This is a genomic window from Roseovarius sp. A-2 (assembly GCF_002072155.1).
In the GTDB taxonomy this organism is placed as follows: Bacteria; Pseudomonadota; Alphaproteobacteria; order Rhodobacterales; family Rhodobacteraceae; genus Roseovarius.
The window spans coordinates 81651-105372 of sequence record NZ_BDIY01000011.1; the positions used below are offsets into that span (position 1 = coordinate 81651).

22 protein-coding genes and 2 pseudogenes are annotated in these 23722 nt (G+C 65.7%); 14 read left to right on the forward strand and 10 right to left on the reverse strand.

The annotated features are described in order from the left end of the window. Positions 1–36: 36 nt before the first annotated feature. The 3 genes and pseudogenes from BHD06_RS13630 to BHD06_RS13640 all read left to right on the forward strand — a co-directional run. On the forward strand, positions 37–966 hold the full coding sequence (locus BHD06_RS13630) for a pirin family protein (RefSeq protein ID WP_080457525.1): 930 nt from the start codon (positions 37–39) through the stop codon (positions 964–966). Positions 967–1054: 88 nt separating this feature from the next. Continuing rightward, entirely contained in the window at positions 1055–1984 is a 930-nt protein-coding gene (locus BHD06_RS13635) for a DMT family transporter (RefSeq protein ID WP_376764853.1), read from the forward strand. Positions 1985–2073: 89 nt separating this feature from the next. Beyond that, positions 2074–2268: pseudogene (locus BHD06_RS13640) on the forward strand (photosynthetic reaction center subunit L); the annotation flags it as partial. A gap of 38 nt (positions 2269–2306) precedes the next feature. Here BHD06_RS13640 and BHD06_RS13645 read toward each other — a convergent pair. Together BHD06_RS13645 and BHD06_RS13650 are read right to left on the reverse strand one after the other, a co-directional pair. Beyond that, entirely contained in the window at positions 2307–2765 is a 459-nt protein-coding gene (locus BHD06_RS13645) for a DNA polymerase III subunit chi (RefSeq protein ID WP_080457526.1), read from the reverse strand. Then, complete coding sequence (locus BHD06_RS13650; protein ID WP_080457527.1) at positions 2765–4237, reverse strand: leucyl aminopeptidase; 1473 nt, start codon at positions 4235–4237, stop codon at positions 2765–2767. The genes BHD06_RS13645 and BHD06_RS13650 overlap by 1 nt, the downstream gene beginning before the upstream one ends. Before the next feature lie 147 nt (positions 4238–4384). Here BHD06_RS13650 and lptF point away from each other — a divergent pair, with 147 nt between their 5' ends. Genes lptF through rsmA form a run of 6 tightly spaced genes read left to right on the forward strand, consistent with a single transcriptional unit; the run spans position 4385 to position 11843 of the window. Then, a complete protein-coding gene (gene lptF, locus BHD06_RS13655) occupies positions 4385–5512 on the forward strand; it encodes an LPS export ABC transporter permease LptF (protein ID WP_080457528.1) in 1128 nt (375 codons plus the stop codon). After that, the gene (lptG, locus tag BHD06_RS13660; protein ID WP_080457562.1) at positions 5509–6600 is read left to right on the forward strand and encodes an LPS export ABC transporter permease LptG; all 1092 of its coding nucleotides are present in this window, start codon (positions 5509–5511) and stop codon (positions 6598–6600) included. Before lptF ends, lptG begins: the two co-directional genes overlap by 4 nt. Then, positions 6597–8774 carry an LPS-assembly protein LptD gene (locus BHD06_RS13665; protein ID WP_080457529.1) on the forward strand — a complete coding sequence of 726 codons (2178 nt, stop codon included), beginning with the start codon at positions 6597–6599 and terminating at the stop codon, positions 8772–8774. The genes lptG and BHD06_RS13665 overlap by 4 nt, the downstream gene beginning before the upstream one ends. A 5-nt stretch (positions 8775–8779) precedes the next feature. Further along, positions 8780–10027, forward strand: a complete 1248-nt coding sequence (locus BHD06_RS13670) for a peptidylprolyl isomerase (RefSeq protein ID WP_254892418.1) — start codon at positions 8780–8782, stop codon at positions 10025–10027. Further along, entirely contained in the window at positions 10024–10995 is a 972-nt protein-coding gene (gene pdxA / locus BHD06_RS13675) for a 4-hydroxythreonine-4-phosphate dehydrogenase PdxA (protein WP_080457531.1), read from the forward strand. Before BHD06_RS13670 ends, pdxA begins: the two co-directional genes overlap by 4 nt. Then, entirely contained in the window at positions 10992–11843 is an 852-nt protein-coding gene (gene rsmA / locus BHD06_RS13680; protein WP_080457532.1) for a 16S rRNA (adenine(1518)-N(6)/adenine(1519)-N(6))-dimethyltransferase RsmA, read from the forward strand. Before pdxA ends, rsmA begins: the two co-directional genes overlap by 4 nt. Before the next feature lie 16 nt (positions 11844–11859). Here rsmA and BHD06_RS13685 read toward each other — a convergent pair whose 3' ends face one another. The 5 genes from BHD06_RS13685 to BHD06_RS13705 form a co-directional block, all read right to left on the reverse strand. After that, positions 11860–12426 carry a membrane integrity-associated transporter subunit PqiC gene (locus BHD06_RS13685; protein WP_080457533.1) on the reverse strand — a complete coding sequence of 189 codons (567 nt, stop codon included), beginning with the start codon at positions 12424–12426 and terminating at the stop codon, positions 11860–11862. Between the two features lie 3 nt (positions 12427–12429). Continuing rightward, positions 12430–14493, reverse strand: a complete 2064-nt coding sequence (locus BHD06_RS13690) for an MlaD family protein (protein ID WP_080457534.1) — start codon at positions 14491–14493, stop codon at positions 12430–12432. Beyond that, positions 14486–15142, reverse strand: a complete 657-nt coding sequence (locus BHD06_RS13695) for a paraquat-inducible protein A (RefSeq protein WP_080457535.1) — start codon at positions 15140–15142, stop codon at positions 14486–14488. Before BHD06_RS13695 ends, BHD06_RS13690 begins: the two co-directional genes overlap by 8 nt. Then, positions 15121–15738 (reverse strand): paraquat-inducible protein A, encoded by a 618-nt coding sequence (locus BHD06_RS13700; RefSeq protein WP_139784738.1) that lies wholly within the window; start codon positions 15736–15738, stop codon positions 15121–15123. Before BHD06_RS13700 ends, BHD06_RS13695 begins: the two co-directional genes overlap by 22 nt. Positions 15739–16040: 302 nt before the next feature. Then, a complete protein-coding gene (locus BHD06_RS13705; protein ID WP_080457537.1) occupies positions 16041–16337 on the reverse strand; it encodes a septum formation initiator family protein in 297 nt (98 codons plus the stop codon). A gap of 131 nt (positions 16338–16468) precedes the next feature. On the opposite strand from BHD06_RS13705, the gene BHD06_RS13710 reads away from it, so the two are divergent. Both BHD06_RS13710 and BHD06_RS13715 read left to right on the forward strand, forming a co-directional pair. Continuing rightward, positions 16469–18100: an acyl-CoA dehydrogenase family protein gene (locus BHD06_RS13710; RefSeq protein WP_080457538.1), complete on the forward strand. Its 1632-nt coding sequence runs from the start codon at positions 16469–16471 to the stop codon at positions 18098–18100. Between the two features lie 112 nt (positions 18101–18212). Further along, positions 18213–18650, forward strand: coding sequence for a hypothetical protein (locus BHD06_RS13715; RefSeq protein ID WP_080457539.1), 438 nt, complete (start codon positions 18213–18215; stop codon positions 18648–18650). A 30-nt stretch (positions 18651–18680) separates the two neighbouring features. Here the strand turns inward: BHD06_RS13715 and BHD06_RS13720 are convergent, their stop codons facing one another. Then, positions 18681–19031 carry a hypothetical protein gene (locus BHD06_RS13720; RefSeq protein WP_139784739.1) on the reverse strand — a complete coding sequence of 117 codons (351 nt, stop codon included), beginning with the start codon at positions 19029–19031 and terminating at the stop codon, positions 18681–18683. A gap of 250 nt (positions 19032–19281) precedes the next feature. Between BHD06_RS13720 and BHD06_RS13725 the strand changes: the two genes are divergently transcribed. From BHD06_RS13725 to idi, 3 genes and pseudogenes are all read left to right on the forward strand, one after another. Then, positions 19282–19467, forward strand: a complete 186-nt coding sequence (locus tag BHD06_RS13725; protein WP_080457541.1) for a hypothetical protein — start codon at positions 19282–19284, stop codon at positions 19465–19467. Beyond that, a pseudogene (locus BHD06_RS13730) lies at positions 19454–19804 on the forward strand (geranylgeranyl diphosphate reductase); the annotation flags it as partial. The gene BHD06_RS13725 and the pseudogene BHD06_RS13730, both read left to right, overlap by 14 nt. Next, complete coding sequence (idi, locus tag BHD06_RS13735; protein WP_080457542.1) at positions 19801–20316, forward strand: isopentenyl-diphosphate Delta-isomerase; 516 nt, start codon at positions 19801–19803, stop codon at positions 20314–20316. The pseudogene BHD06_RS13730 and the gene idi, both read left to right, overlap by 4 nt. Positions 20317–20501: 185 nt before the next feature. On the opposite strand, the gene purL is transcribed toward idi, so the two are convergent. Both purL and BHD06_RS13745 read right to left on the reverse strand, forming a co-directional pair. Further along, positions 20502–22667, reverse strand: a complete 2166-nt coding sequence (gene purL / locus BHD06_RS13740; RefSeq protein ID WP_080457543.1) for a phosphoribosylformylglycinamidine synthase subunit PurL — start codon at positions 22665–22667, stop codon at positions 20502–20504. 187 nt (positions 22668–22854) lie between these two features. Beyond that, complete coding sequence (locus tag BHD06_RS13745) at positions 22855–23445, reverse strand: phosphoribosylglycinamide synthetase (protein WP_254892419.1); 591 nt, start codon at positions 23443–23445, stop codon at positions 22855–22857. Between the last annotated feature and the right edge of the window lie 277 nt (positions 23446–23722).

A 23722-nucleotide genomic window follows, 5' to 3' on the forward strand; every position in this document is an offset into this window, starting at 1 on the left:
TCGTGCTATTCTGGGCAAAAGCCTGGAGGATGCGCGATGAGCTGGAACCCGACAGTTGAGCCGGTCTGCCCCGAGGCGGGGCTTGATGCGGTAGAGACCGTGATCGTGCCGCGCGCCCGCGATATCAGCGGGTTTGAGGTGCGCCGGGCGCTGCCCGCGCCGCGACGGCAGATGGTGGGGCCGTTCATCTTTTTCGATCAGATGGGCCCGGCGGAGTTTGTGATCGGGCAGGGTATCGACGTGCGCCCGCATCCGCATATCGGGTTGGGCACGGTGACCTATCTCTTTGAGGGTGAGTTTCAGCATCGTGACAGTCTCGGGACCGATCAGATGATTCATCCCGGCGCGGTCAACTGGATGGTGGCGGGGCGCGGTGTGACCCATTCGGAACGCACGAGCGACGCCACCCGGCGCGGTGAGAGCAAGCTCTTTGGCATCCAGACATGGGTCGCCCTGCCGGACGCGGAAGAGGAGCGCGCTGCAAGCTTCGAGCATTACGGCAAGGACGTGCTGCCGGTGCTGGAGGCGGGCGGCGCGCAGGCGCGGCTGATCATGGGACGGGCCTGGGGGGCTGCGGCACCGGTAAGCACCTTTACGGATATGTTCTATGCCGATGTGCGGCTTGTGCCGGGGGCGGGCCTGCCGCTGCCCGAAGATCACGAGGATCGCGGCGTTTACGTGATCGCAGGCGCGGTCGAGGTGGCGGGGCAGGTCTTCGAGGCCGGGCAGATGATGGTCTTTCGCCCCGGCGACCGGATCGGGCTGCGCGCAGGCGAGCAGGGCGCGCGGCTGATCGTGCTGGGCGGCGAGACGCTGAACGGGCCGCGTTATATCTGGTGGAATTTCGTGGCCTCAAGCCGCGAGAAGATCGAGGCAGCCAAAGCGGATTGGGCGGCCGGAGACTGGGCGCGGGGGCGGTTCAGACTGCCGCCGAAAGATGACGCGGAGTTCATTCCGCTGCCCTGAGTTATGCGTCAGGTGGGACAGGGTGTTGCAAGTAGTGCATGAATATCCATCTCGCCCGCGCTCGACAGATCCCGCACGACATGAGTTAATGCCGGGCATGAGCGCGAATGAGACGATCAGGGCGGAGGCCGCCGCACGTCCCGGCTGGGGTATCTTCTGGATGGTGGTGACGGGGCTTCTCTTTGTCGGGGTCACGGCGCTGGTGAAGGTCCTGGGCACGCGGGTGCCCGCCCCGCAGGCGGCGTTCCTGCGTTATCTGCTCGGGCTCGTCTTTCTGTTGCCGCTGCTGACCACCTTGCGCGATCTGCGGCTCGACCGGGGCACCTGGGGGCTGATCGGCGCGCGCGGGGCGTTTCACACATTGGGCGTGGCGCTGTGGTTCTACGCCATGGCGCGCATCCCAATCGCCGATGTGACGGCGATGAATTACCTCTCGCCGATTTACGTGACACTGGGGGCTGCCCTTTTCCTTGGCGAAACATTGGCGGCGCGCCGGGTGTTGGCGGTGGTGGTGGCGCTTTGCGGTGCGCTGATCATCCTGCGCCCCGGGTTTCGCGAGGTGGGCGGCGGTCATCTGGCGATGCTGTTTACCGCGATCTTTTTCGGCGGCTCCTACCTGCTGGCCAAGATGATCTCGGGCCGGGTGAGCGCGGGCGTGGTCGTGGCGATGCTGTCGATCACGGTCACGGTGGGGCTTGCGCCGATGGCCTGGGCGGTCTGGGTGACGCCCACGTTGTGGGAATTGGGCGTGCTCTTCGCTGTTGCGTGCCTCGCTACCGGCGGCCATTACACGATGACGCTGGCGTTTCGGTCGGCGCCGCTGACGGTGACGCAGCCGGTTACTTTTCTGCAACTGGTGTGGGCGGTACTTCTGGGCGCGCTGGTCTTTGGCGAGGGGGTGGACATGTTCGTCGTGCTGGGGGGCACGGTGATCGTGGGTTCGGTGAGCTTCATCTCGTGGCGAGAGGCGGTGCTCAAGCGGCGGGTGACGCCGCCGGTTTCGGCCACCAAGGTCTGAGCGCGGTCAGACGCCGAACCGCCACCGCGCCCGGCGCGACCCTGACGCACCGCCCGCTGCCATTGGACCAATATTGACTGGGCTTTTGGGCGGCTTTCGCCCTCCTTGGGACCATCCTGATTTTTTGGGGGACAGCGCAACAGGGCACCTTCAACCTCTGGCCCATAAGTATCGCGCCGCCTGACCTGAGTTATGGTCTGGGCCTGGCGCCGCTGATAGACGGCGGGCTGTGGCAGATCACCACGATCTGCGCGACCGGTGCCTTTGTCAGCTTGGCGCTGCGCGGCTCATCTCGTTGACGGCAACGACCCCAACAGGCCTGTCACGCCTCGGCCTTCTTCTCCCATTTGCCGGACGCCTCGGACCAGTATTGCGCCGAACAGCCCGTCGCTGTCAGCGCCTTCCACTGGCCGCGCGCCAAGTTGACGGCCTCCGCGTCATTGCCGTCGAAGAGGATGCAGACACGTTCCAGCGCCTGTACCTCGTGCGGGGCGACCTCGGCGCCATCCACCGCCATCACGCAGACCGCACCGTTGGGGTGGTCCGCACCGGTGGTCAGCAGCACGGGCTGATCGGCGTCATGCGGGCCACCCGCCAGACCGTGCGGCAAAAATCCGTCCTCCGGTCCCAGCCACAGCTTTTGGTCGAGCCGGTCCATGCGCCCCGGGTCGCGCCCGCGCACCGCCACGCGCCAGCCCGCCTGAAGCGCCTTGCCCAGAAGCAGGGGCAGGGTCACCTCGAGCGGGCGTTGCGTGAGGTGATAGAAATAGGCCGCGCCCATCAGTCGTTCTCAAGCATGTCCGCGACCAGGCGGTTGAGCGCCATCACCCCCCAGCCCGAGGCACCCTTGGGGGCGTAGGGCGTGTCAGATTTCACGCTGGCGACGCCAGCGATGTCGAGATGCACCCAGGGCATGCCGTCCTGAATGAAGCGGTGCAGGAATTCGGCCGCCGTGATCGTGCCCGCAGGCCGCCCGCCAGAGTTCTTGATATCGGCGATCTGGCTTTTCATCATGTCGGCATAGGCCTTGCCCAGGGGCAGACGCCACGCACCTTCGCCCTCGGATTTCGCGGATTTTAGGAAGGCGTCGCAGAGCGCGTCGTCATTGCTGAGAACGGCGGCGTTCTCATGGCCGAGCGCGACGATGCACGCCCCGGTGAGCGTGGCAAGGTCGATTACGCCGCGTGGGCGATAGGTTTCCTGTGCGTACCACAGCACGTCCGCGAGCAGCAGGCGGCCTTCGGCGTCGGTGTTGATCACCTCGATCGTGTCGCCCTTCATCGAGGTCACGACGTCGCCGGGCCGCGTGGCGCGGTCCGAGGGCATGTTTTCCACTAGCCCGACGAGGCCCACGACATTGGCCTTGGCGCCACGCCGCGCAAGCGTGCGCATGACGCCCGCCACCACGCCCGCGCCGCCCATGTCCATGGTCATGTCCTCCATGCCCTGCGCGGGCTTGAGGCTTATGCCGCCGGTATCGAACACCACGCCCTTGCCAACGAGCGCGAGGGGCGCCTCGCCCTTGGGGCCGCCGTGCCATTCCATCACTGCCAGCTTGGTCGGGCTGATGCTGCCGTGTCCGACCGACAGGAGCGCGCCCATACCGAGTTTTTCCATGTCCTTTTCCTCGAGCACGGTGATCTTGAGCCCGAGGTCTTTCATCGCGGCGATGCGGTTGGCGAATTCGGTGGTGGTGAGGTGATTGGCCGGCTCGCTGACCAGATCACGGGAGAAGAACACGCCCTCGGCCACGGCGAGCGCCGGGGCGGCCTCGGCCTCGATCTCCGACGGTTTGGCGACCATCACGGTGATCGGCCCGGCCTCGGCCTTGTCGCCGGTTTTGTGCGGGGTGAACTCGTAGGCGCGCAGCACCGCACCGAGAACCACCTCAACCGGGCGTTTCAGCGATGCCCCCAGGATCGTCAGGGCCTTGTCGCCCTTGGCCCGGCCGAGTGCCACACCAGCGCGGCGGCTGTCCTCGACATTGGCATTGCGCGGCAGCACGACGATATCGAGCGCCTCGGCGGCGAGGCCTACGGGCCAGGCGAGGGTCACGATATCGCCCGGTTTCTTCTTCTCCAGCGCGCCGCTTTCGGCGATGCGCGCCAGCGTGCCCTTGGTCAACCGGTTGACCCGCCGCGCCGCCTGATCGAGCTTGCCGTCGGGGGTCAGGATCACGGCCACGCGGCCCTCGGCATGCGCGATGGCGTCGAGATCGGTCTCGGCGAAGGAAACGGAAACGGGCGTGGTCATGAAACGGCTCCTCTGTTGGTTCGGTCCAGACCTAGCGCGGCTGGCCGCCGATGACCAGTTAGCAGTTTTCCCGCCCGGCCAATTCGGCTAGGTTGCGGGCCAAGTCGTCAGCGGTGGGGGAAGACAGTGACCAGATTCGACAGATACATGCTGTCGCAATTCATGGTTCTGTTCGGGTTCTTCGCGCTTGTCCTGATCGCCATCTTCTGGATCAACAAGGCGGTTCGGATGTTCGACCGTCTGATCGCCGACGGGCAGTCCACGCTGGTGTTTCTGGAGTTTACCGCGCTCACGCTGCCGGGGGTGATCGGCGTCATCCTGCCGATCGCGGCCTTTGCCGCCTCGGTCCATGTGATGCACCGGCTGGTGGTCGAAAGCGAGCTGACGATCATTCAGGCGACCGGCTTTTCGCCGCTGCGGCTGGTGCGTGCGGTGCTGGTCTTCGGGGTGATCGTCGCGGCGCTGATGTCGGTGCTGGCGCATGTTCTCATTCCCAGCAGCCTGAGCCAGCTGCGTCTGCGACAGGACGAGGTGTCGCGCAACATCTCGGTCAAGCTGCTGACCGAGGGCGAGTTTCTGCATCCCGCCCCCGGCATCACCTTTTACATCCGCGAGATCACGCCCGAGGGCGAGTTGCGCGACGTGTTCCTGTCGGACCGGCGCGATCTGGACAGGACGGTGACCTATACCTCGTCGCGCGCCTATCTGGTGCAGGAGGCGCAGGATGTGCGGCTGGTGATGGTGTCGGGGCTCGCCCAGACCGTGCAGCGCGGCGGCGCGCGGCTCTTCACCACGCATTTCGACGATTTTTCCTATGATATCAGCACGCTGATTGAGAGAGCGGCGATCAACCTCAACAAGGTGGCCTTCGCCTCGACCGGCGAGATGCTGCGCGAGCCGGAGGCGGTGGCCGAGCGGACGGGCCGCAGCCTGGGTGCGGTGATGGCGGAGTTGCACGGCCGCTTCACGGCGGCACTGATGTGCGTGATCGCGGCACTGGTGGGGTTCTGCACGCTGCTTGTGGGCCGGTTCAGCCGGTTCGGGATCTGGCGGCGCGTGGTGCTGGCCTTTGGCCTGCTGATCGCCCTCAAGATGGTCGAAAGCGCGGTGCTGACCCCGGTTCTGGTCCATGCCGCACTCTGGCCCTTGCTCTATCTGCCGGTGCTGAGCGGCCTTGTCATGACGCTGCTGCTGCTGTGGCTGGCGATGCATCCCGAGATGCCGGGCCGGGCTGTGCGACGTGCGTGGCGCGGTCTGGCGGGGGCGGGGGCATGATTCTGCATCTCTATTTCGCGCGGCGCTTTCTGACCAGTTTTGCCGCCGTGGCGGCGGCCCTCGCGGTGCTGATCGTGATGATCGAACTGATGGACGAGCTGGGCGATTTTCCGGGTCAGCCGTTTCGCAATGTGCTCGGGATCGTGCTGCTCAAGATGCCCTGGTCGAATTACGAGATCCTGCCGCTGGTGATGATCCTCGCCTCGGTTGCGATGTTCCTGCGGCTGTCGCGGTCGTCCGAACTGGTGGTGCTGCGCGCCTCGGGGCGCTCGGCCATTCGCGGCCTGCTGGCACCGGGTCTGGCCGCGCTCGCGATCGCGCTGGTCGCGCTGGCGGTCGGCAATCCCATCGTCGCCGCCACCTCCAAGCGCGAGCATGACCTGGCCAATCGCTATCGTGGTCAGGAGACCGCCGCGCTTGCCATCGCAGCCGAGGGTCTGTGGCTGCGGCAGGCGGGGGCGGAGGGGCAGACCGTCATCTTCGCGCTGCGCGCCAGTTCCGATCTCGGCACGCTTTATGAGCCGACCTTTCTGAATTTTGCCGGCGACGGCACGCCGCTGCGCCGGGTTCTGGCGACCGAGGCGCGGCTGGCGCAGGGCGAGTGGCATCTGAGCGATGCCAAGATCTGGGATCTTGCGCGCGGCACCAATCCCGAGGCGGCGGCCCGGCAGGTCGAAAGCCTGACCATCCCGTCGGAGCTGACGCAGGACCGCATCATCGACAGTTTCGGGCGGCCCCGCTATGTCTCGATCTGGGAATTGCCAGACTTCATCGCGGCGCTGGAGGGGGCCGGTTTCTCGGCGCGGCGGTATGCGGTCTGGTATCACAGCGAGCTTGCGCGACCGGTGTTTCTGGTGGCTTTGGTGCTGATGTCGGCGGCCTTTACCATGCGCCACATGCGCGGGCGCAATGCCGGGCTTATGGTCATGACGGCGATACTTGTTGGCTTCGGGTTGCATTACATCCGCAATTTCGCGCAGATACTGGGTGAGAGCGGGCAGATTCCGGTGCTGCTTGCGGGGTGGGCACCACCGCTGGCGGCGCTGTGTCTTGCGGTTGGACTCTTGTTGCATCTGGAGGATGGATGACGCGTGCGGGCTCGATACTGGTGGCTTTCCTGCTTTGGATGGGGGCGGCGCTGGCGCAGGAGGGCGCGGCGCGCGATGCGGCGATGCTGGTGGCCGACGAGGTGCGCCTTACGGCCGATGAGCGCCTGATCGCCACCGGCAATGTCGAGACGCTGCACCGTGGCCGTCGTCTGACCGCACGGGAAATCGTTTATGACCGCGCGCAGGACCGGCTGTTCATCACCGGCCCGATGACCCTGACCGAAGACGATGGCGAGACCGTGGTCGTCGCTGACAGTGGCGAGCTCGATCGCGATCTGACCGACGGTATCCTGCGCGGGGCGCGCATCGTAATGCGTGATCAGCTGCAACTGGCCGCCCATCAGATGCGCCGCACGGATGCGCGCTACAACGAGCTTTACAAGGCCTCCGTCACCTCCTGCCGGATCTGCAATTCGGGGCAACCGCCGCTCTGGCAGATCCGTGCCGAGCGGATGGTGCACGATCAGCAGAACCGCCAAATCTATTTTCACAACGCCCAGTTCCGGATTCTCGACGTGCCGGTGTTTTACCTGCCGCGCCTGCGCCTGCCTGACCCGACGGTCGAGCGCGCGACCGGATTTCTGGTGCCCACGCTCATCAACTCCAGCCTGCTGGGCACCGGGGTACGGGTGCCGTTCTTTATCCGCATGGGCGATCATCGCGACCTGACGCTGGCGCCTTTCTATGGCACCGATTCGCGGCGGCTCGAACTGCGCTATCGCCAGGCATTCCGGACCGGCGAGATTGAATTCAACGGGGCCATCTCCGATGACGATTTCAGCCCAAAGGACACAAGGGGTTATATCTTCGGTGAGGGCCGCTTTGATCTGCCGCGCGACTTTACCCTGCGGTTCAATGTCGAATGGACCAGCGACGACGCGTTTCTGCTCGATCACGGGTTTTCCAACAAAGACCGGCTGGAGAGCGAGATTTCCATCGAGCGCGCGCGCCGTGACGAATTTGTGCGCGGGGCGTTCACGCTGGTCGATTCGCTGCGCGTGGGCGAGCGCAATTCCACTCTGCCGACGATCATCGGCAATGCCGAATACGAACGCCGGTTCTTTCCGTCCCGTCTGGGTGGCGAGCTGCGGTTTTCCGCCGCGGCGCACAGCCACGCGCGGACCTCGGGCCTGATCACCGACGGGCCCGACCCCGACCGCTTTGCCGATGGCCGCGATGTCACGCGCTTTACCTCGAGCCTCGACTGGCAGCGGGGCTGGATTCTGGGTGCGGGGCTGCGCGCCGATATCCGCACCGGGCTCACGCTCGATCATTTCGAGATCAGCCAGATCGGCACCACCGCGCGGGACAATGCCACCGAGATCACGCCGAGTGCGGCGCTCCGCCTGGGGTGGCCGCTTATGAAGACCGGCCTGGGCGGGGTCAGCCACGTTATCGAACCGGTGGTGCAACTGGCCTGGTCGGGCGGATCGAACCCCGACGTCCCGCAGGATGAGACCACCGCGATCGAGTTCGACGAGGGCAATCTGTTCAACGTCTCGCGCTTTAACGCACCGGACCGGCGCGAGCGCGGCTATAGCGGTGCCTATGGCCTGAGCTATAGCCGCATCGACCCCACCGGCTGGGAGGGCAGGCTGGCCATGGGGCAGGTGTTCCGCGACGAACGGTTGCTCGAATCCGATGGCAGCACCAGCTTCACCCGGTCCTCGGGCCTGCGCGACCGCAGCTCGGATCTGCTGCTCGCCGCGCAGCTGCGCACGGTGGGCGGTCTTGTCCTGACCGGGCGTAGCCTGTTCAACGAGGTGTTCGACGCCACCAAGGCCGAGGCCCGCGCCAGTTGGCGCAACGACCGCACGGATATCGGCGCGACCTATATCTGGCTGGTCAGCGATCCGCGCGAGGGCCGCAATGCGAGCGTCTCGGAATGGTCGATCGACGGCAGTTACCGCTTTGCCCGGCATTGGACCGCCAGCGGCGAATGGCGCTACGATACTGCGACCGATCGCAGCGTGCGCGCGGGTGCGGGCATGACCTATTCCAACGAATGCGTGGATATCACGCTTTCCGTCTCGCGCCGGTTCACCACGTCGACTATCCTTGAACCCGAGACCAACATCGGCTTTACGGTGGCGCTACAAGGCTTTTCGGCCGCGGCGCGGAACCGGAGCTTTACACGCAAATGCAGGAACTGATCAGCATGACCCCGAGTATCCGCCGCCCGATGGCCCGCCTGGCTCTGTCTCTTGCCGCGGCCTTTATCGGCATGGCGCTTCCGATCGTGCCGGCGGCGGCGCAAAATCTGTTCGAGCCGGTGATTTTTGTGAACGATCAGGCGATCACCCGTTACGAGTTGCAACAGCGCGCGCGCATGTTGACCCTGTTTCGCGCGCCGGGCGACCCGGCGCAACTGGCCCGCGAGCAACTGATCGAGGAGCGCATCAAGCTCGATGCCGCGCGCGGCGTGGGCCTTGCCCTTGACGACGAGGCAGTGCGCACCGGCATGGAGGAATTCGCCGGGCGGGCCGACATGACCGGAGAGCAGCTGATCGCGGGGCTTGAACAATCCGGTGTCTCGGAGGAATCGTTTCGCGAATTCGTGCGCGCCGGGATCACCTGGCGCGAGTACACCCGCGCGCGCTTTTCCTCGCGCGTTTCGGTGAGCGAGGCAGATCTGGAGCGCGCGACACAGGCGCTGACCAGCGGCTCTTCGGTGCGGGTGCTGCTGTCGGAGATCATCCTGCCGATCAGAAGCCTGGAGGAGGCCGAGGCGCAGCAAGACCTTGCGGCGCGCATCGGCACGGTCGATACCGAGGCCGAGTTTGCCGGTTTCGCCCGGCAGCATTCCGCTGCCGGGTCTGCGGGGCAAGGCGGGCGGATGAGTTGGACAAAGGCCAGTGACCTGCCGCCCGGGCTGCGCCAGATCGTGCTGGCGCTGGCCCCCGGCGAGGTGTCGGATCCGCTGCCGATCGACGGCGCGATTGCGCTGTTCTTCATGCGCGATATCGAGGAGACCGCTGTCTCGGTCCCGGAATATTCCGCCATTGAATATGCCGCCTATTACATTCCAGGCGGGCGTCGCGAGGAGGCGCTGCGGCGCGCTGCGGATGTGCGCGCCGAGGTCGACACCTGTGACGACCTATACGGCGTGGCTCAGGGTCAGCCGCCGGAGGTGCTGGAGCGCGGCTCAAAGGCCCCCGAGGAGATCCCCGCCGATATCGCCGCTGAACTGGCGCGGCTTGATCCCGGTGAAACCTCGGCCAATGTCACCCGGGCAAATGGGCAGACGCTGGTTTTTCTGATGCTCTGTGGTCGCACACCCAAGCTTGAAGGCGAGCAGCCCACGGTCGAGGATCTGTCGAACTTCATCCGCAACCAACGGATCGAGTCCTTCGCCAACAGTTTTCTGGAGCAGCTGCGCGCCGAGGCGCGGATCGTCGAGCAGTGAGCGTTCCGGTCGCGCTGACCTGTGGCGAGCCGTCCGGCATCGGCCCTGAAATCGCCGCCGCTGCCTGGGATGCGTTGCGGGGGCATCTGCCGTTTTTCCTGATCGGTGATCCCGCGCATCTGCCCGAGGGCACGCCGCATGTGGTGATCGAGCACCCCGCCGAGGCAATGGCGGCCTGCGCGCAGGCCCTGCCGGTGCTGCGGCATGACTTTGCCGGGGTGCGCATTGCCGGCACGCCGCAGCCTGCGCAGGCGCAGGGCGTGATCGACGTGATCGCGCGGGGGGTGGGGCTGGTGCAGGCGGGTGAGGCGCTGGCGCTCTGCACCGCGCCTATTCACAAGCAGGCGTTGCAGGAGGGGGCGGGGTTCGCCTTTCCAGGCCATACCGAGTACCTGGCGCATCTGGCGGGGGTGGGGCGCGTGGTGATGATGCTGGCCTCGGATGCGTTGCGCGTGGTGCCCGCGACGATCCATATTCCCTTGAAGGACGTGTCGCAGGCGCTGACCGGCGACCTGCTGGAGCAGACGGTCCGCATCACCCATGCCGCGCTGATCCGCGATTTCGGTATCAGTGCGCCGCGCCTTGCCGTGGCGGGCCTCAACCCCCATGCGGGCGAGGGCGGGCGCATGGGGACTGAGGAGATCGAGGTGATCGCCCCGGTTCTGGAGCGGTTGCGCGGCGAGGGGCTTGACCTGCGCGGGCCGCTGTCGGCGGACACGATGTTTCACGGCGCGGCGCGCGCGGGCTATGATGCGGCCATTTGCATGTATCACGATCAGGCGCTCATTCCGATCAAGACGCTGGATTTCGACCGGGGCGTGAATGTCACGCTCGGGTTGCCGTTCATCCGCACCTCGCCCGATCATGGTACAGCACTCGACATCGCCGGGCAGGGGGTGGCCAACCCGACCTCGCTCATTGAGGCGCTACGCATGGCGCAGGCCATGGGCCGGGCGCGGCGGGGATGAGCGGGCTTAACGACCTGCCGCCGCTGGCGCGCGTGATCGCGGCGCATGGGTTATCGGCGCGCAAGTCGCTGGGGCAGAATTTCCTGCTGGATCTGAACCTGACCGCCAAGATCGCGCGACAGGCGGGCGATCTGAGGGGCTGTGATGTGCTGGAGATCGGGCCCGGGCCCGGCGGGCTGACGCGCGGTCTGCTGACGGAAGGCGCGCGCCGGGTGCTGGCCATCGAAAAGGATGCGCGATGCCTGCCTGCGCTGGAGGAGATTGTGGCGGTTTCGGACGGGCGGCTGGAGGTGATCAACGGCGATGCGCTCGACATCAATCCGTTGGCGCATCTGACGCCGCCCATTCGGGTGGTGGCGAACCTGCCTTATAACGTCGGCACGGAGTTGCTGATACGTTGGCTGACACCGCGTGACTGGCCCCCCTTCTGGCAATCGCTGACGCTGATGTTTCAGCGCGAGGTGGCAGAGCGGATCGTGGCGGCACCTGGATCGAAAGCCTATGGGCGCCTCGCGCTGTTGGCGCAATGGCGGGCAGAGCCGCGCATTGTCATGCATCTGCCGCCCGGGGCGTTCATCCCGCCGCCCAAGGTGTCGAGCGCGGTGGTGCATCTGACGGCGCTGGCCGAGCCGCGTTTTCCTGCCGATCCCAAGATCCTCGAACAGGTCGTGGCGCGCGCCTTCAACCAGCGGCGCAAGATGCTGCGCGCGGCGCTCAAGGGGGCGGCCCCGGATATCGAGGACCGCTTGCTGGCCGCCGGGATTGAGCCCACCGATCGCGCCGAGACGGTTGATCTGGAACGGTTCTGCGCGCTTGCCCGGCGGATGCCGGGCGGGTCGGAGGCCTGATCGCCCTACGCTGTTTCTATCGCAGTCCGCGTTTCGCCAGATCGAGCGCCAGATCGCGTATCAGCCGGGCGCGCGCGGCGGCAAGCGCCTCGGGGGTGGTCTCTGCCCCGATCCCGGTTTGCAGATCGAAGAGGCGCGCGCGGTCGCGGCCCTGCTCGGAACTCACGAAATACTGGCCTGAGAGGTGAAACGTGCCATCGGCGCGGGCGAGCATTTCCTCGACGCGGATCTCCACCTCGGCGGCGGCGGGATCGAGGAAGGGCCACGGCTCTGATGCGACGCGCGCGCCGGTGATCCCGGTCAGGTGACGCGCCAGTTCAAGGGTCATCGCGCGGCTTGGATCGTCGGCCCACAGGAGCCCGCCGCTGTCGCGCAGGAGGCCTGTCGCATCGGCGGTAAAGATCGCCTCGCCCGCCGCATAGGTCGGCAGCGAGACGTTGCGCAGGGCGACGGTCGTGTGCGCGATGCGCTGCGTTTCGGTGACTTCTGCGCGGGGTATGGTGAGGCGCTCTTCGGGAACGGAGGCGCAGGCGGTCAGCAGGGACAGGGTGGCGAAACAGGCGATGGAAAGGGATTTGAACATGGCTCAGCGTCCTCGGATCAGGGAATCGGGGTTGCGCTCGATGGCGCGGGCGAGCGAGGCGACGGCCTTGGCAGCGGCCTCGACCTCGCGCAGGGCGGCGCGGGCGTCGCGCCCGACGCCGCCCTGCGCCTGATAGCCTTCGAGCGTGGTATTGGCACGCGCCAACACGCCGCGCGCCTCGGCGATGAGGCCGGGCAAGTCGCCTCCGGCCTCGGCGAAGGTATCGGCGGCGCTGCGGGCCGAGTCGAGCGCGGCGACGGCATTGTCCACGACACCGCCCGCGCGCAATTCTTCCAGCACGAGGGTCAGTTCGCCAAGCGTGGCATTGAGTTGGCCGGGCAGGGCGCGGGTGTCGTCTTGGCCGATCAGGGCATCGGCACTGGTCAGCAGCGCCGAAAGATCGGCGGCCAGCACATCGAGTTCGACCGCGCCCGCGCGGGCGGCGACCGCATCGAGCCGGTCAATGAGTTGCGGCACGCCTTCGGTCGCGGTGCCCACGCTGCGGGCGGCCTTTGCCGCTTCGTCCAGCAGATCGGTTATGCGCGCCGCCAGCGCCTGCTCGTTGATCTGCGCGATCAGCGTTTCCAATTCGGCCAGCGTGGTGTCGAGCCGCGCGGGCAAGGCCTGTGCTTCGGTCAGCAGCGCGTTGACGTTGCCGGGCACGGCGCGGGTATCATCGCTTGCGATCAGCGTGTTGGCGTTCTGCATGAGGCTGATCGCCTGCGCCATGACCTCCTCGACGGGCAGGGAGTTGATCCGCTCGAATACCCCTTCGGCGGTGGCCGAGACATCGGAGATTTCGCTATCGGTGGCGGGCAGCACCGGCGGCGTGCCCTCGGTCTCGGTGATCTGCGCCTGCGGGGCGTTCGACATCTCGACCAGTTCCACCTTGAGCCCGCCGGTGAGGATCGACGCGGTGGCAAGCCGCGCGCGCAGCCCCTCGGCCACCCGTTCGCGCAGGAAATCGAGCGCGTTCTCGGTGCCGTTCTCGCCATCGAGGCCAAGCCGACCGGGCCGGATCGCCAATGTGACGGCAAGGCGCACGTTGCTATCGCCGAACCGCGCCTCGTCGACCATTCCGTTGAGCGCCTCGACCTCGCCGATGCGCAGCCCGTTCAATTCCACCGGCGCGCCGGTGGAAAGCCCGGTGATGTTCTCGTCGAAGATCACCGAGAGCGTCAGCGTCTCGCCCTCGTTGCCGGAAAAGATGCTGGCCCGCGCCTCCGATTCCTCCTCGAAGACCGTGAAGCGCGCGCCCGGCTCTGTCGGGGCGCCCCCCGACAGCATGGTGTCAAACGTGATGCCGCCCGAGACCAGCGAGGCGAGGGACGAGAAATCGACCGCAGCCCCGCCCGGACCGAAGGAAAACGAGAACCCCGACGCATCCCAGAACCGTGTCGCGCTGTTGATCAGCTGGTCATGCGGGGCATAGATCACCGCCTCGGCTTCGGCGGTGTTGTCCGCGGATATCACCGGCTTGCCGACGCGCCCTACCTCGATCCCGCGATAGAGGATCGGGGCGTTCTCGGTCAGCGCCGCACCGCCCGCGGCGCGCAGCGTCAGCCGCATTCCGGGATCGCCCAGTCGTTCCAGCGGGGCATCGGCCAGCCCCTCGAAGCGGGTGGCCGCCGGGCCCGGCTCGGTATCCCAGAGCCCTTCGATAAAGACGCCCGAGAGCACCGTATCGAGCCCCGAGACGCCCTGCGTCGTGACCTGCGGGCGCACCACCCAGAACCGCGCATCGCTGTCGACATAGGGCGCCACGCCCTGATCCAGACGTACCCTGACCAGCACCTGCCCCAGGCCATCGGCAAAGCCCACCTCCTCGACCAGCCCGACCTTGACATCGCGATAGCGCAACTCGGTGCTACCGGCGCGCACGCCGCTGGCGTTCTCGAAGCCGATCTCGATCAGCGGCCCGCGATCCGCGTAGTTCTGCCACGCGATGGCCAACACCACGACGAGCGCCAAAAGCGGCACGATCCAGACGATCGACAGCCGTTGCCAGACCGGGCGGCGGGCCGCAGAAACCGGGGCCTCGGGCGGGGATGTGGTCTCGTCACTCAAGCGGTACGCTCCTTCGGTTTGCGGGGGGCGGCGTGCCCTCGGCGCTGTCCCAGATCAATCGGCTGTCAAAGCTCTGCGCCGACAGCATGGTGAAGATTACCGAGAGGGCGAAGAACAGGCTTGCCCGTCCCGGCGTGATCGTGGCCAGCGCCTGAAGCTGCACCAGCGAGGACAGGATGGCCACCACGAAAACGTCGATCATCGACCAGCGCCCGATATATTCCACCACCTCGTAGAGCCGGTGCCGCCAGCCTTCGGAGATCTGCGGCCCGTGCCGGACCCCGATGGCGAGCCCGGCGAGCACCACGAACTTGCCCACCGGGATGAGGACGCTTGCGATCAGGATGATCGCTGCCACCCCCCAGTTGCCATGTCTTGCCAGATCGACCGCGCCGCCGACGATGGTGTCGCTCTGCGTGCTGACCAGCGTGCGGGTCTCCAGCATCGGGTAGATATTGGCCGGGATATAGCAGCCCAGCCCAACCAGCCACCAGGCCCAGACCTTTTGCAGCGACATCGCATCGCGCGACTGCAAGCGGCTGCCGCAGCGCGGACAGCGCGCGGTGCCTGCGGGCGCGGGGCGGGTACAGCGGGTGCAGCCCACAAGCCCCTGCTCCCGCGCGGTTTTCACTCCTTCAGGGAGGTCCATATCGAATACCTGCACATCAAACGGTCCGTTGCCACCACAATGACCACCAGAATTGCAAAAAGCCATGCCGCCGGGCCAAAGAACACCTCGGCCAGATCGCTCAGCTTGACAAGGGCCACCGCGCAGCCAAGCGCGAAAATCTCGGCCATCGACCAGGGCAAAAGCTCCTCCGAGAGGCGGAACGCGGTGCGGGCATGCGGCGCGGGCGGTCGGTCGCGGATGATCGGGGCGAGCACGTAAATCAGCAGCATCAGCCGCAGCGCCGGGATGATCACGATGAAGAGGAGCACCACCACCGCAAGCACCGACAATAGCCCCGAAAAGGCAAAGGCGGTATCGAGCACCGAGGCCTCATTCCGCACCCCGCCCGCGCCGATGGCGAGAAAGGGAAAGACCGTTGCCGCCGCGATAAGGATCAGCACGGTGAGGGCGAGCGCGATCAGTTGCTTGCCCGCCTTGCGCCGGGGCGCGATCAGCACGGTATGACAGCGCCCGCAAAAGGCCCGCTCGCGCATCGCCACGGGCGGCGCACGATAGAGCAAATCGCAGGTCGGACAGACGATCATCGCGTCGAGATCGGTGTCGGTGGCGTGCATCGGCTGTGATCCTTTTGCCAGCATCCCGGGCAAGGGGGCAGAGTGGGGGATGCAGTGCCGGAACTCAAGCCCCGGGCATGCCTTCGGCATGACCGCTGCGCGGCGGTGCATGCGGCACCTTGATTCCGCGCATTGGTAGCAGGCTTCAAAGATCGCTTCAGGCGACGAAACCGCCCATCGCCTCAACGCGCCGCCCTGCGCAAGTCGGGCTCTGATCTGTCTTCTGACCGTTCCGCTCAAGGATGTCGGACCAGCGCCCGCGCGTCCGCCGCCATTCTGCATCTTACTCCGGGTGGGTACCCCTACCGGATGATGATCTCGTCGCTGCGCATCACGCCCAACACGTCGCGGGCCTGTTCATCCAGCAGGTCGAGGTCGAGATAGTCGTCCGAAAGGCGGTGTGTCAGGTTTTCCATCCGCGCAACGCGGGCCTCGAGCGTGTCAAGCTGGGCGCGCAGCTCGGCGCTTTGGGCTTCGATCTCGGCACGGCGGAACAGGCCGAAATCACCCTGGACGGCGGCAAAGGTGAAATAGGCCCCCATAAAGAACGCCACGGTGAAGAAGATCAGTGTGCCCCAGGGGCGGTTGCGGGGGGTCATGATGTGCCTTGCCTCATTGCGCCGCCTCTTGCCGGGCGATCCCGCGTAGCATGCCACAGGCAATTTGCTTTGTGAATCCCCTTTCGCCCGGAATTCCGGCGCTTTAGCATCGCAGGCAAAGGAGGCCCGGCATGTCCCAGATCCCTGCGCAGGACGCGCTTGCTACCCATGAGGTCCTGAACCAGCCCGCGCCGCGAGGCGACCTGGATCTGTGGGGCGATGATCCGGCGGTGCAATCCCATGCCGGGGCCGCGGGGGCGGATGCGGCGCATCTGGCCGAGTACGGCACCAGGATCGGCACGCAGGCGATGCGCGCGGCGGGGCGGGACGCCAACCGGCAGCCGCCCGAATTGGTGCTCTTCGATGCGGGCGGGCGCAGGCTCGACGAGGTGCGCTTTCACCCCGCCTATCACGATCTGATGCAGGCGGGGATCGGCGCGGGTTATGCCGCACTGCCGTGGGAGGGCGCGCAGGGCGGCCATGCCACCCATGCCGCGATGGTCTATCTCACCTCTCAGGTGGAGCCGGGCGTGTGCTGTCCGATGACCATGACCTATGCCGCGATCCCGGCGCTGCGGGCCGACAGAGTGCTGTTTGACGAATGGGTTCCGAAGCTGACCGCGCGATTTTATGATCCTGCGGCCCGGGTGCTGGCGCGCAAGGCGGGGGCCACCTTGGGGATGGCGATGACCGAGAAACAGGGCGGCTCGGACATTCGGGCCAATGCCACGCGGGCGGTGCCGGAGGGGGCGCATTACCGGCTGAGCGGGCATAAATGGTTCTGCTCTGCGCCGATGTCGGACGGGTTTCTGACGTTGGCGCAGTCCGAGGGGGGGCTGACCTGTTTTCTGGTGCCTCGCTGGCTGGAGGGGGCGCGCAACGGCATTCATATCCAGCGATTGAAGGACAAGCTGGGCAATCGTGCCAATGCCTCGGCCGAGATCGAGTATCACGGCGCGCTGGCGCATCGGTTGGGCGAGGAGGGCGCGGGCGTGCGCACGATCCTGGAGATGGTGCATCACACCCGGCTCGATACCGCGATGGCCCCGGCGGGGCTGATGCGCGCGGCCCTTGATCACGCCGGCCATTGGGCGCGGTACCGCAGCGCGTTCCAGAAACAGCTGATTGACCAGCCCTTGATGCGGTCTGTGCTGGCCGATCTGGCGCTCGATTGGGAGGGGACATTGGCATTGGGCCTGCATGTGGCGCGGGCGTTTGACGGCAGCAGCCCGCGTGACCGCGCCTTTGCCCGGCTTGGCGTTGCGCTGGCCAAGTTTCTCGGCAACAAGCTGTGCCCCGGTCTGGTCTATGAGGCGATGGAGGTGATGGGTGGCATGGGTTATGTCGAGGACACAGCCCTGCCGATGCTCTATCGCGAGGCGCCGCTCAATTCGATCTGGGAAGGGTCGGGCAACGTGATTTGCCTCGATATCCTGCGCACGCTGGCGCGCGAGCCGCTGGCGGGCGAGGCCCTGTCGGAGGAGCTGGCGCAGGTGGCCGGGCAGGACCGGCGCTTTGACGCAGCGCTGCGCGCGCATATGCAGACCTTTCCCAAGCCCCCCGAAGAGGCGCAGGCGCGCTGGTACGCCGAGAGCCTCGCCACATTGCTCACCGCCTCGGTGCTGCTGCGCCAGGCGCCGGATGCCGTGGCCGGAGCCTATATCGCCACCCGTCTGAGCGATCCGCGCGGGCGCGTCGCAGGGGCAATCGGCGGAATTGATACGCATGCGGTTCTGGCGCGGTTGGGGGGTGAGGGTTCATAAATGCCGAAATTCGAATATGTTTGACGTGGATCAAGGCCGGGCGCATGGCGCGGCCTCTAGGGTGTGACTGTGAAAGAGAGATTCTGAAGTCACCTTAACCCGAGAGGTTCCCATGCGTAGCATTTTGACCGCCGTCACACTTGGCATTGCCACTCTTGTCGCGCCCGCAACCCAGGCCGAAGAGGCCAAACAGATGGTCACCATCCTCACGAGCGAAGAGCCGCAGACGCAGCTCATGTCCATGGTCCTGACCATGCAATCCATGCAGGCGGGGGCCGGGGCCTATGTGCTCTTGTGCGGCCCCGCGGGCGATTTGGCGCTGAAAGAGCCCCCGGAGGCGGCCACCGCGCCACAACCGCCCAAGGGGATGAGCCCGCAACTGCTGATGCAGAAGATCATGGAGCAGGGGGCCACGGTCGAGGTCTGTGCGATCTACCTGCCGGGCAAGGGGGTTGCGCAGGACGCGCTCCTTGACGGGATCGGCGTGGCCAAGCCGCCTGCGGTAGCCAAGCGCCTTCTGGCGGACGACACGCGGATCATGTCGTTCTGAGCGATCGCGGTGCTGGTGGCCGGGCGTTCGTCAGGCCACCGCACGAGCCCGCGCGCATTGCTTGCACAGCGTCGTGAGCGCCGTCATGAGGTGGTCGATATCGGCATCCGAATGCAGCGGTCCGGGGTGAAGCGCAGCCGCCAGTTGGGCTGAATAGTTGACCGGCTTCACATTGATGCCCCAGTCGCGCATCAGGATATCGGCGAGCAAGGCAAAGGAATTCGCTTTTTGGTTGAATTCGCGCTGCGATCCCTCGCCTGTGCCAACCACAGCATACCGCTTGGCCAGTCGGTTCTGATGATCACACCCGAGTTCGAACATCACTCGCTCGGGGCGTTTGTCGCGGTCGATCAATTCCGCCGCCACGGGCTCTGGGTCCATATGGGGATCGCGCTCAATCACGAGGGATTGACCAAGCTTATCTCGAGTGGACGTTTTTCCATGCCAAGCATGAGCGCGGCGACGCGAAAACGGCTGAAAATGTGACGGAATTAATAGATTACATCCGGGCTGACAATCTTGACTGCCCGCCGAACGCCATTGGGGGTTGCGCGGTGGAAGATGCGCGGATGATTGAACGCCGCACTGGCTCCGATCATGCCGTTGAGTCGATCCGTGAGGCGATTGAGCGATGCGGTCTGGCAACGGCATCGCGGGGGATCTGGGCTTTGGCCTGATCCTGCGCGAGCAATCGCCGTGCGATTATCCGGCCACCGAGGGTGCGGTCGCGGTCAGTGACGAGGCGATGAAGGGCGTGATGGACCTGGCCTACACGGTGTCGTTGAAGGAACTGGTATCGGCCACCAACTTCGGGTGAAGGGATTTACGACGCGACGGTCGGCGGACATGCGGCGGCGGTGGTGGCGTGCCTTGCTTCGGGGCGCGTGAAGGACCTGCGGCCGGCCCGGCAGCTGTTCATGCGTGAGCATAAAACCGTGTTCCGGGTGCTGGCCTAGATGCACAATGCCTATTACAAGTCGCATGAGCGGAGTGAGCGGTTTGTCTCGCTCTGCCATGATATCGACGTGCAACGGCTCACCTTCGAGGCCTGTATGAACAAGAAACCGGTGAAGGCCTGCCCGATGGCGCATCTCAGGATCGGATTGAGAAACCTCGCACATCTGACCCGGCTGGTTCCGGCGGTCTATACGTGAGCGTGATGATCCCCACCTGGATGGGCGGCGATCTGGTCGCTGTCGAGAAGCTGGAGGTGCATCGGCGCGGGCTGCGGCACAAGGCGGTGTCGGTCTTCGTGTTATGCGGCGACCGGGTGCTGTTGCAGCGCCGGGCCCTGGGCAAGTATCACACGCCGGGCCTGTGGGCGAATACCTGCTGCACGCATCCGCATTGGGGCGAAGACCCTGCCGACTGCGCGCGCCGTCGGCTGGATGAGGAATTGGGCATCACCGGGCTGCGGCTGCGCTATCGCGACCGGGTGGAGTATCGCGCCGATGTGGGCGGTGGTCTGATCGAGCATGAGGTGGTCGATATCTTTACCGCCGTTGTTGCGTCGCCCATCCCCGTGCAGCCCAACCCGGATGAGGTGATGGAGGTGGAGTGGTGCGCCATGGAGGAGTTGCGCGCGCGGATCGCGGCGGAACCTTCGCGGTTTACGCCGTGGCTGAGGATCTATCTCGAAGAGCACCGGGCGCAGATTTTCGCATGACGCCGGGCGGGGGCGTTGGTTGGGTTTTGGTCTGGAGCGGTCGTTGAAGTCTAGAACCAATGCGCGGAACCAAGGTGCCACAGGCACCGCCGCGCAGCGCCCGATCGCCCCCTCGGGCGGGCACCGCACGGCTCATCTCTGAAACCGTCAACGCCGCTCCAGGCCAGCCGAGCGCCGCACCTGCCTCAGCCGAAGGTTGCCCCGAAGCTGGACCGGAACAGCTCTGACAACTCAGCGAGCGGCGCCTCGGCGCGGCCCATGCGCACAGAATCGCCGGTGAACCGGCCCACCGACGCAAGCGTCACACCCGCCTGACCGGCAGCGATCATCAGCGCCTCGGCCTGATCGAAATTGCACGCGATCAGATAGCGGCCCTGATCCTCGGCGAAAAGCGTCGCGGTGTCGTCGCGGTCAAGCTGCACGCCGACGCCAGCCGCCTCGGCCATCTCGAAGGCCGCCAGTGCCAGCCCGCCATCGCTGAGATCGGTGCAGGCCTTGATCAGCGCGTGATTGGCGCGGATGAAATCGCCGTGGCGCTTCTCGGCAGCGAGATCGACCGGGGGTGCATCGCCCTCGGCGCGATTGAACACCTCGGCCAGCAGCGCGGATTGCCCCAGATGGCCACGGGTTTCGCCCAAGAGAAGCACCACATGCCCCTCGCGCGCCGCGCCGGTGATCGCCGTTTCAGGATCGCGGATCAGGCCCACCGCGCCGATGGTGGGCGTGGGCAGGATCGCGTCGCCGTCGGTCTCGTTATAGAGCGAGACATTGCCCGAGACGATCGGCATGTCGAGCGCCGCCACGGCCTCGCCAATACCCTTTATGGCACCCACGAATTGCCCCATGATCTCGGGCTTTTCGGGATTGCCGAAATTGAGGTTGTCGGTGGTGGCGAGCGGCACGGCCCCGAGGGCCGAGAGGTTGCGGTATGCCTCGGCTACCGCCTGTTTGCCGCCCTCCACGGGGTTCGCCTTGACGTAGCGCGGTGTCACATCCGAGGTGAAGGCCAAAAGCTTTTCGGTGCCATGCACGCGGATCAGCCCCGCGCCCTCGCCGGGCGTGCGCGCGCTGTCGGCCATGACCATGGTGTCGTATTGCTCGTACACCCACTGCCGCGAGCAGTAATTGGGCGAGGAAATCAGCGCGCGCAGCCCGTCGATAGGGTCGACGCCGGGCACAGAGGCGGGATCGAGCGGCGAGGGCAGGGCAGGTTCCACCCAGGGCCGGTCATACTCCGGCGCGCTGCCCGACAGCGTGGCCAGCGGCAGATCTGCCTTCACGTCATTACCATGCAGGATGAGAAAGCGGTCCTCGGCGATGGTCTCGCCGACGATGGCGAAATCGAGATCCCATTTCTCGAACACAGCGCGCGCTTGCGCCTCTTTCTCGGGGCGCAGAACCATCAGCATGCGTTCCTGAGACTCCGACAGCATCATCTCATAGGCGGTCATGCCTGTCTCGCGCTGCGGCACGGCGTCGAGTTGAAGCTTGACGCCAAGCCCGCCCTTGTCGCCCATCTCGACCGCGGAGCAGGTCAACCCCGCCGCGCCCATGTCCTGAATGGAAATCACCGCGCCGGTCTGCATCAGCTCCAGCGTGGCCTCCATCAGGCGCTTTTCGGTGAACGGGTCGCCCACTTGTACGGTCGGGCGCTTTTCCTCGATGCTGTCATCGAATTCGGCCGACGCCATGGTCGCCCCGCCAACGCCATCGCGCCCCGTCTTGGCCCCGAGATAGACCACCGGCATGCCCACGCCCGACGCGGCGGAATAGAAAATCTTGTCAGCGTCGGCCAGACCGGCGGCAAAGGCATTTACAAGACAGTTGCCATTATAAGCCGGATCGAACCGCACCTCGCCGCCCACCGTGGGCACGCCGAAACAGTTGCCATAGCCGCCGACCCCCTCGACCACGCCATGCACAAGCTGGCGCGTCTTGGGATGCGACACCTCGCCGAAGCTGAGCGAGTTCATCGCCGCGATCGGGCGGGCACCCATGGTAAAGACATCGCGCAGGATGCCGCCGACGCCGGTCGCCGCGCCCTGATAGGGCTCGATATAGGACGGGTGGTTGTGGCTCTCCATCTTGAAGACCACCGCCTGCCCGTCGCCGATATCGACGACACCCGCATTCTCGCCCGGCCCGCAAATCACCTGTGGCCCGGTGGTGGGCAGGGTGCGCAGCCATTTCTTCGAGGATTTGTAGGAGCAATGCTCGTTCCACATCGCCGAGAAGATACCAAGCTCGGTAAAGCTGGGCTCGCGCCCGAGGATCTCGAGAATGCGGTCGTACTCGTCGGGCTTGAGGCCATGGGCCTCGATCAGTTCGGGCGTGAGTGCCGGGTCCTGCATCTGCGTGGTTTCCCTCAAGGTGGTCCGATTGCGCGCCTTTTATGCGATTGCAGTGGGTGGGGAAAGGGGCGGCGCATAGGGAAGAGTTGGATTCCGGTTCCGGCGATGAAAAAAAGCGGCCCGGCTCGGGGCCGGGCCGCAGATGGGCCTTATCCATGTGACGGATCGCTCCGCCGGATGCGCGCTCTTATTGGGTCTGTGCCGCCACGCGCTCCGCGACGTTCTTGCGCAGCGTCTCTAGCGACATGGCGTATTCGAGATCGCCAAGCTGTTCGACACTCAGTGCGCTGGCGCGGAAACCGAGAATCTGCGCCGGAATATCCGCATCTTCGTTGACTTCGACGTAGATCAGATGATCGGCACCTTCTTCGCCATGCGTACCGGTCACTTTACCGATCACATAGTCATTCGACGTGCTGACCGTGGAGCCCGGTTCGGCCTCTGCCAGGACGTTCTCGATCAATGTTTTCTCGGCATTGGTCAACTCCTTGGCCATCAGATCGGTCTGCGACGGTGCTTCTGCCTGCAGATCTACCTCCGGATTGATTTCGGGCATTGCCACGCTCGCCTCGGGCAAGTCACCTGCGACCGGGTCGAGATCCTTGTCGTCGGCGTGCTGCTCGGGGTTCGCGTCGCTGCGGCTTTGCGTCGACTCTGCGGCCTCATCGGGTTGTGGGCGGACGGTGCCATCGTCTTCGATCGCGTCGCTTGCGGCATGGGCCGCGAGCGCCGATACGCTGGTCAGGGCGGTTGCGAATGCGAGTGTGCGGAAAGTCATTGATATCCTCCGTTTCTGCAGGGTTTTGCCTGCGGTTGATCCGAAGCGCTTCTTGCGCGCTTGGTGACCCAACGCAGGTGATCGGGGCATGGTTCCAAAGGAAGATACGGCGCGATGATTTTCTGCGGTTTCGCAGGATCTTGTCGGGGGCGCGTTCGTGCCTCGTCAGTGGATCGCCGGGATTTCCGGTTATGCCATGATCCCACGAAATCATGGTAGCATCGGGGTTGAAGGATTGACGCCGCGGGCGGCTTTCGCTCTGATGCGCGAAACAAGG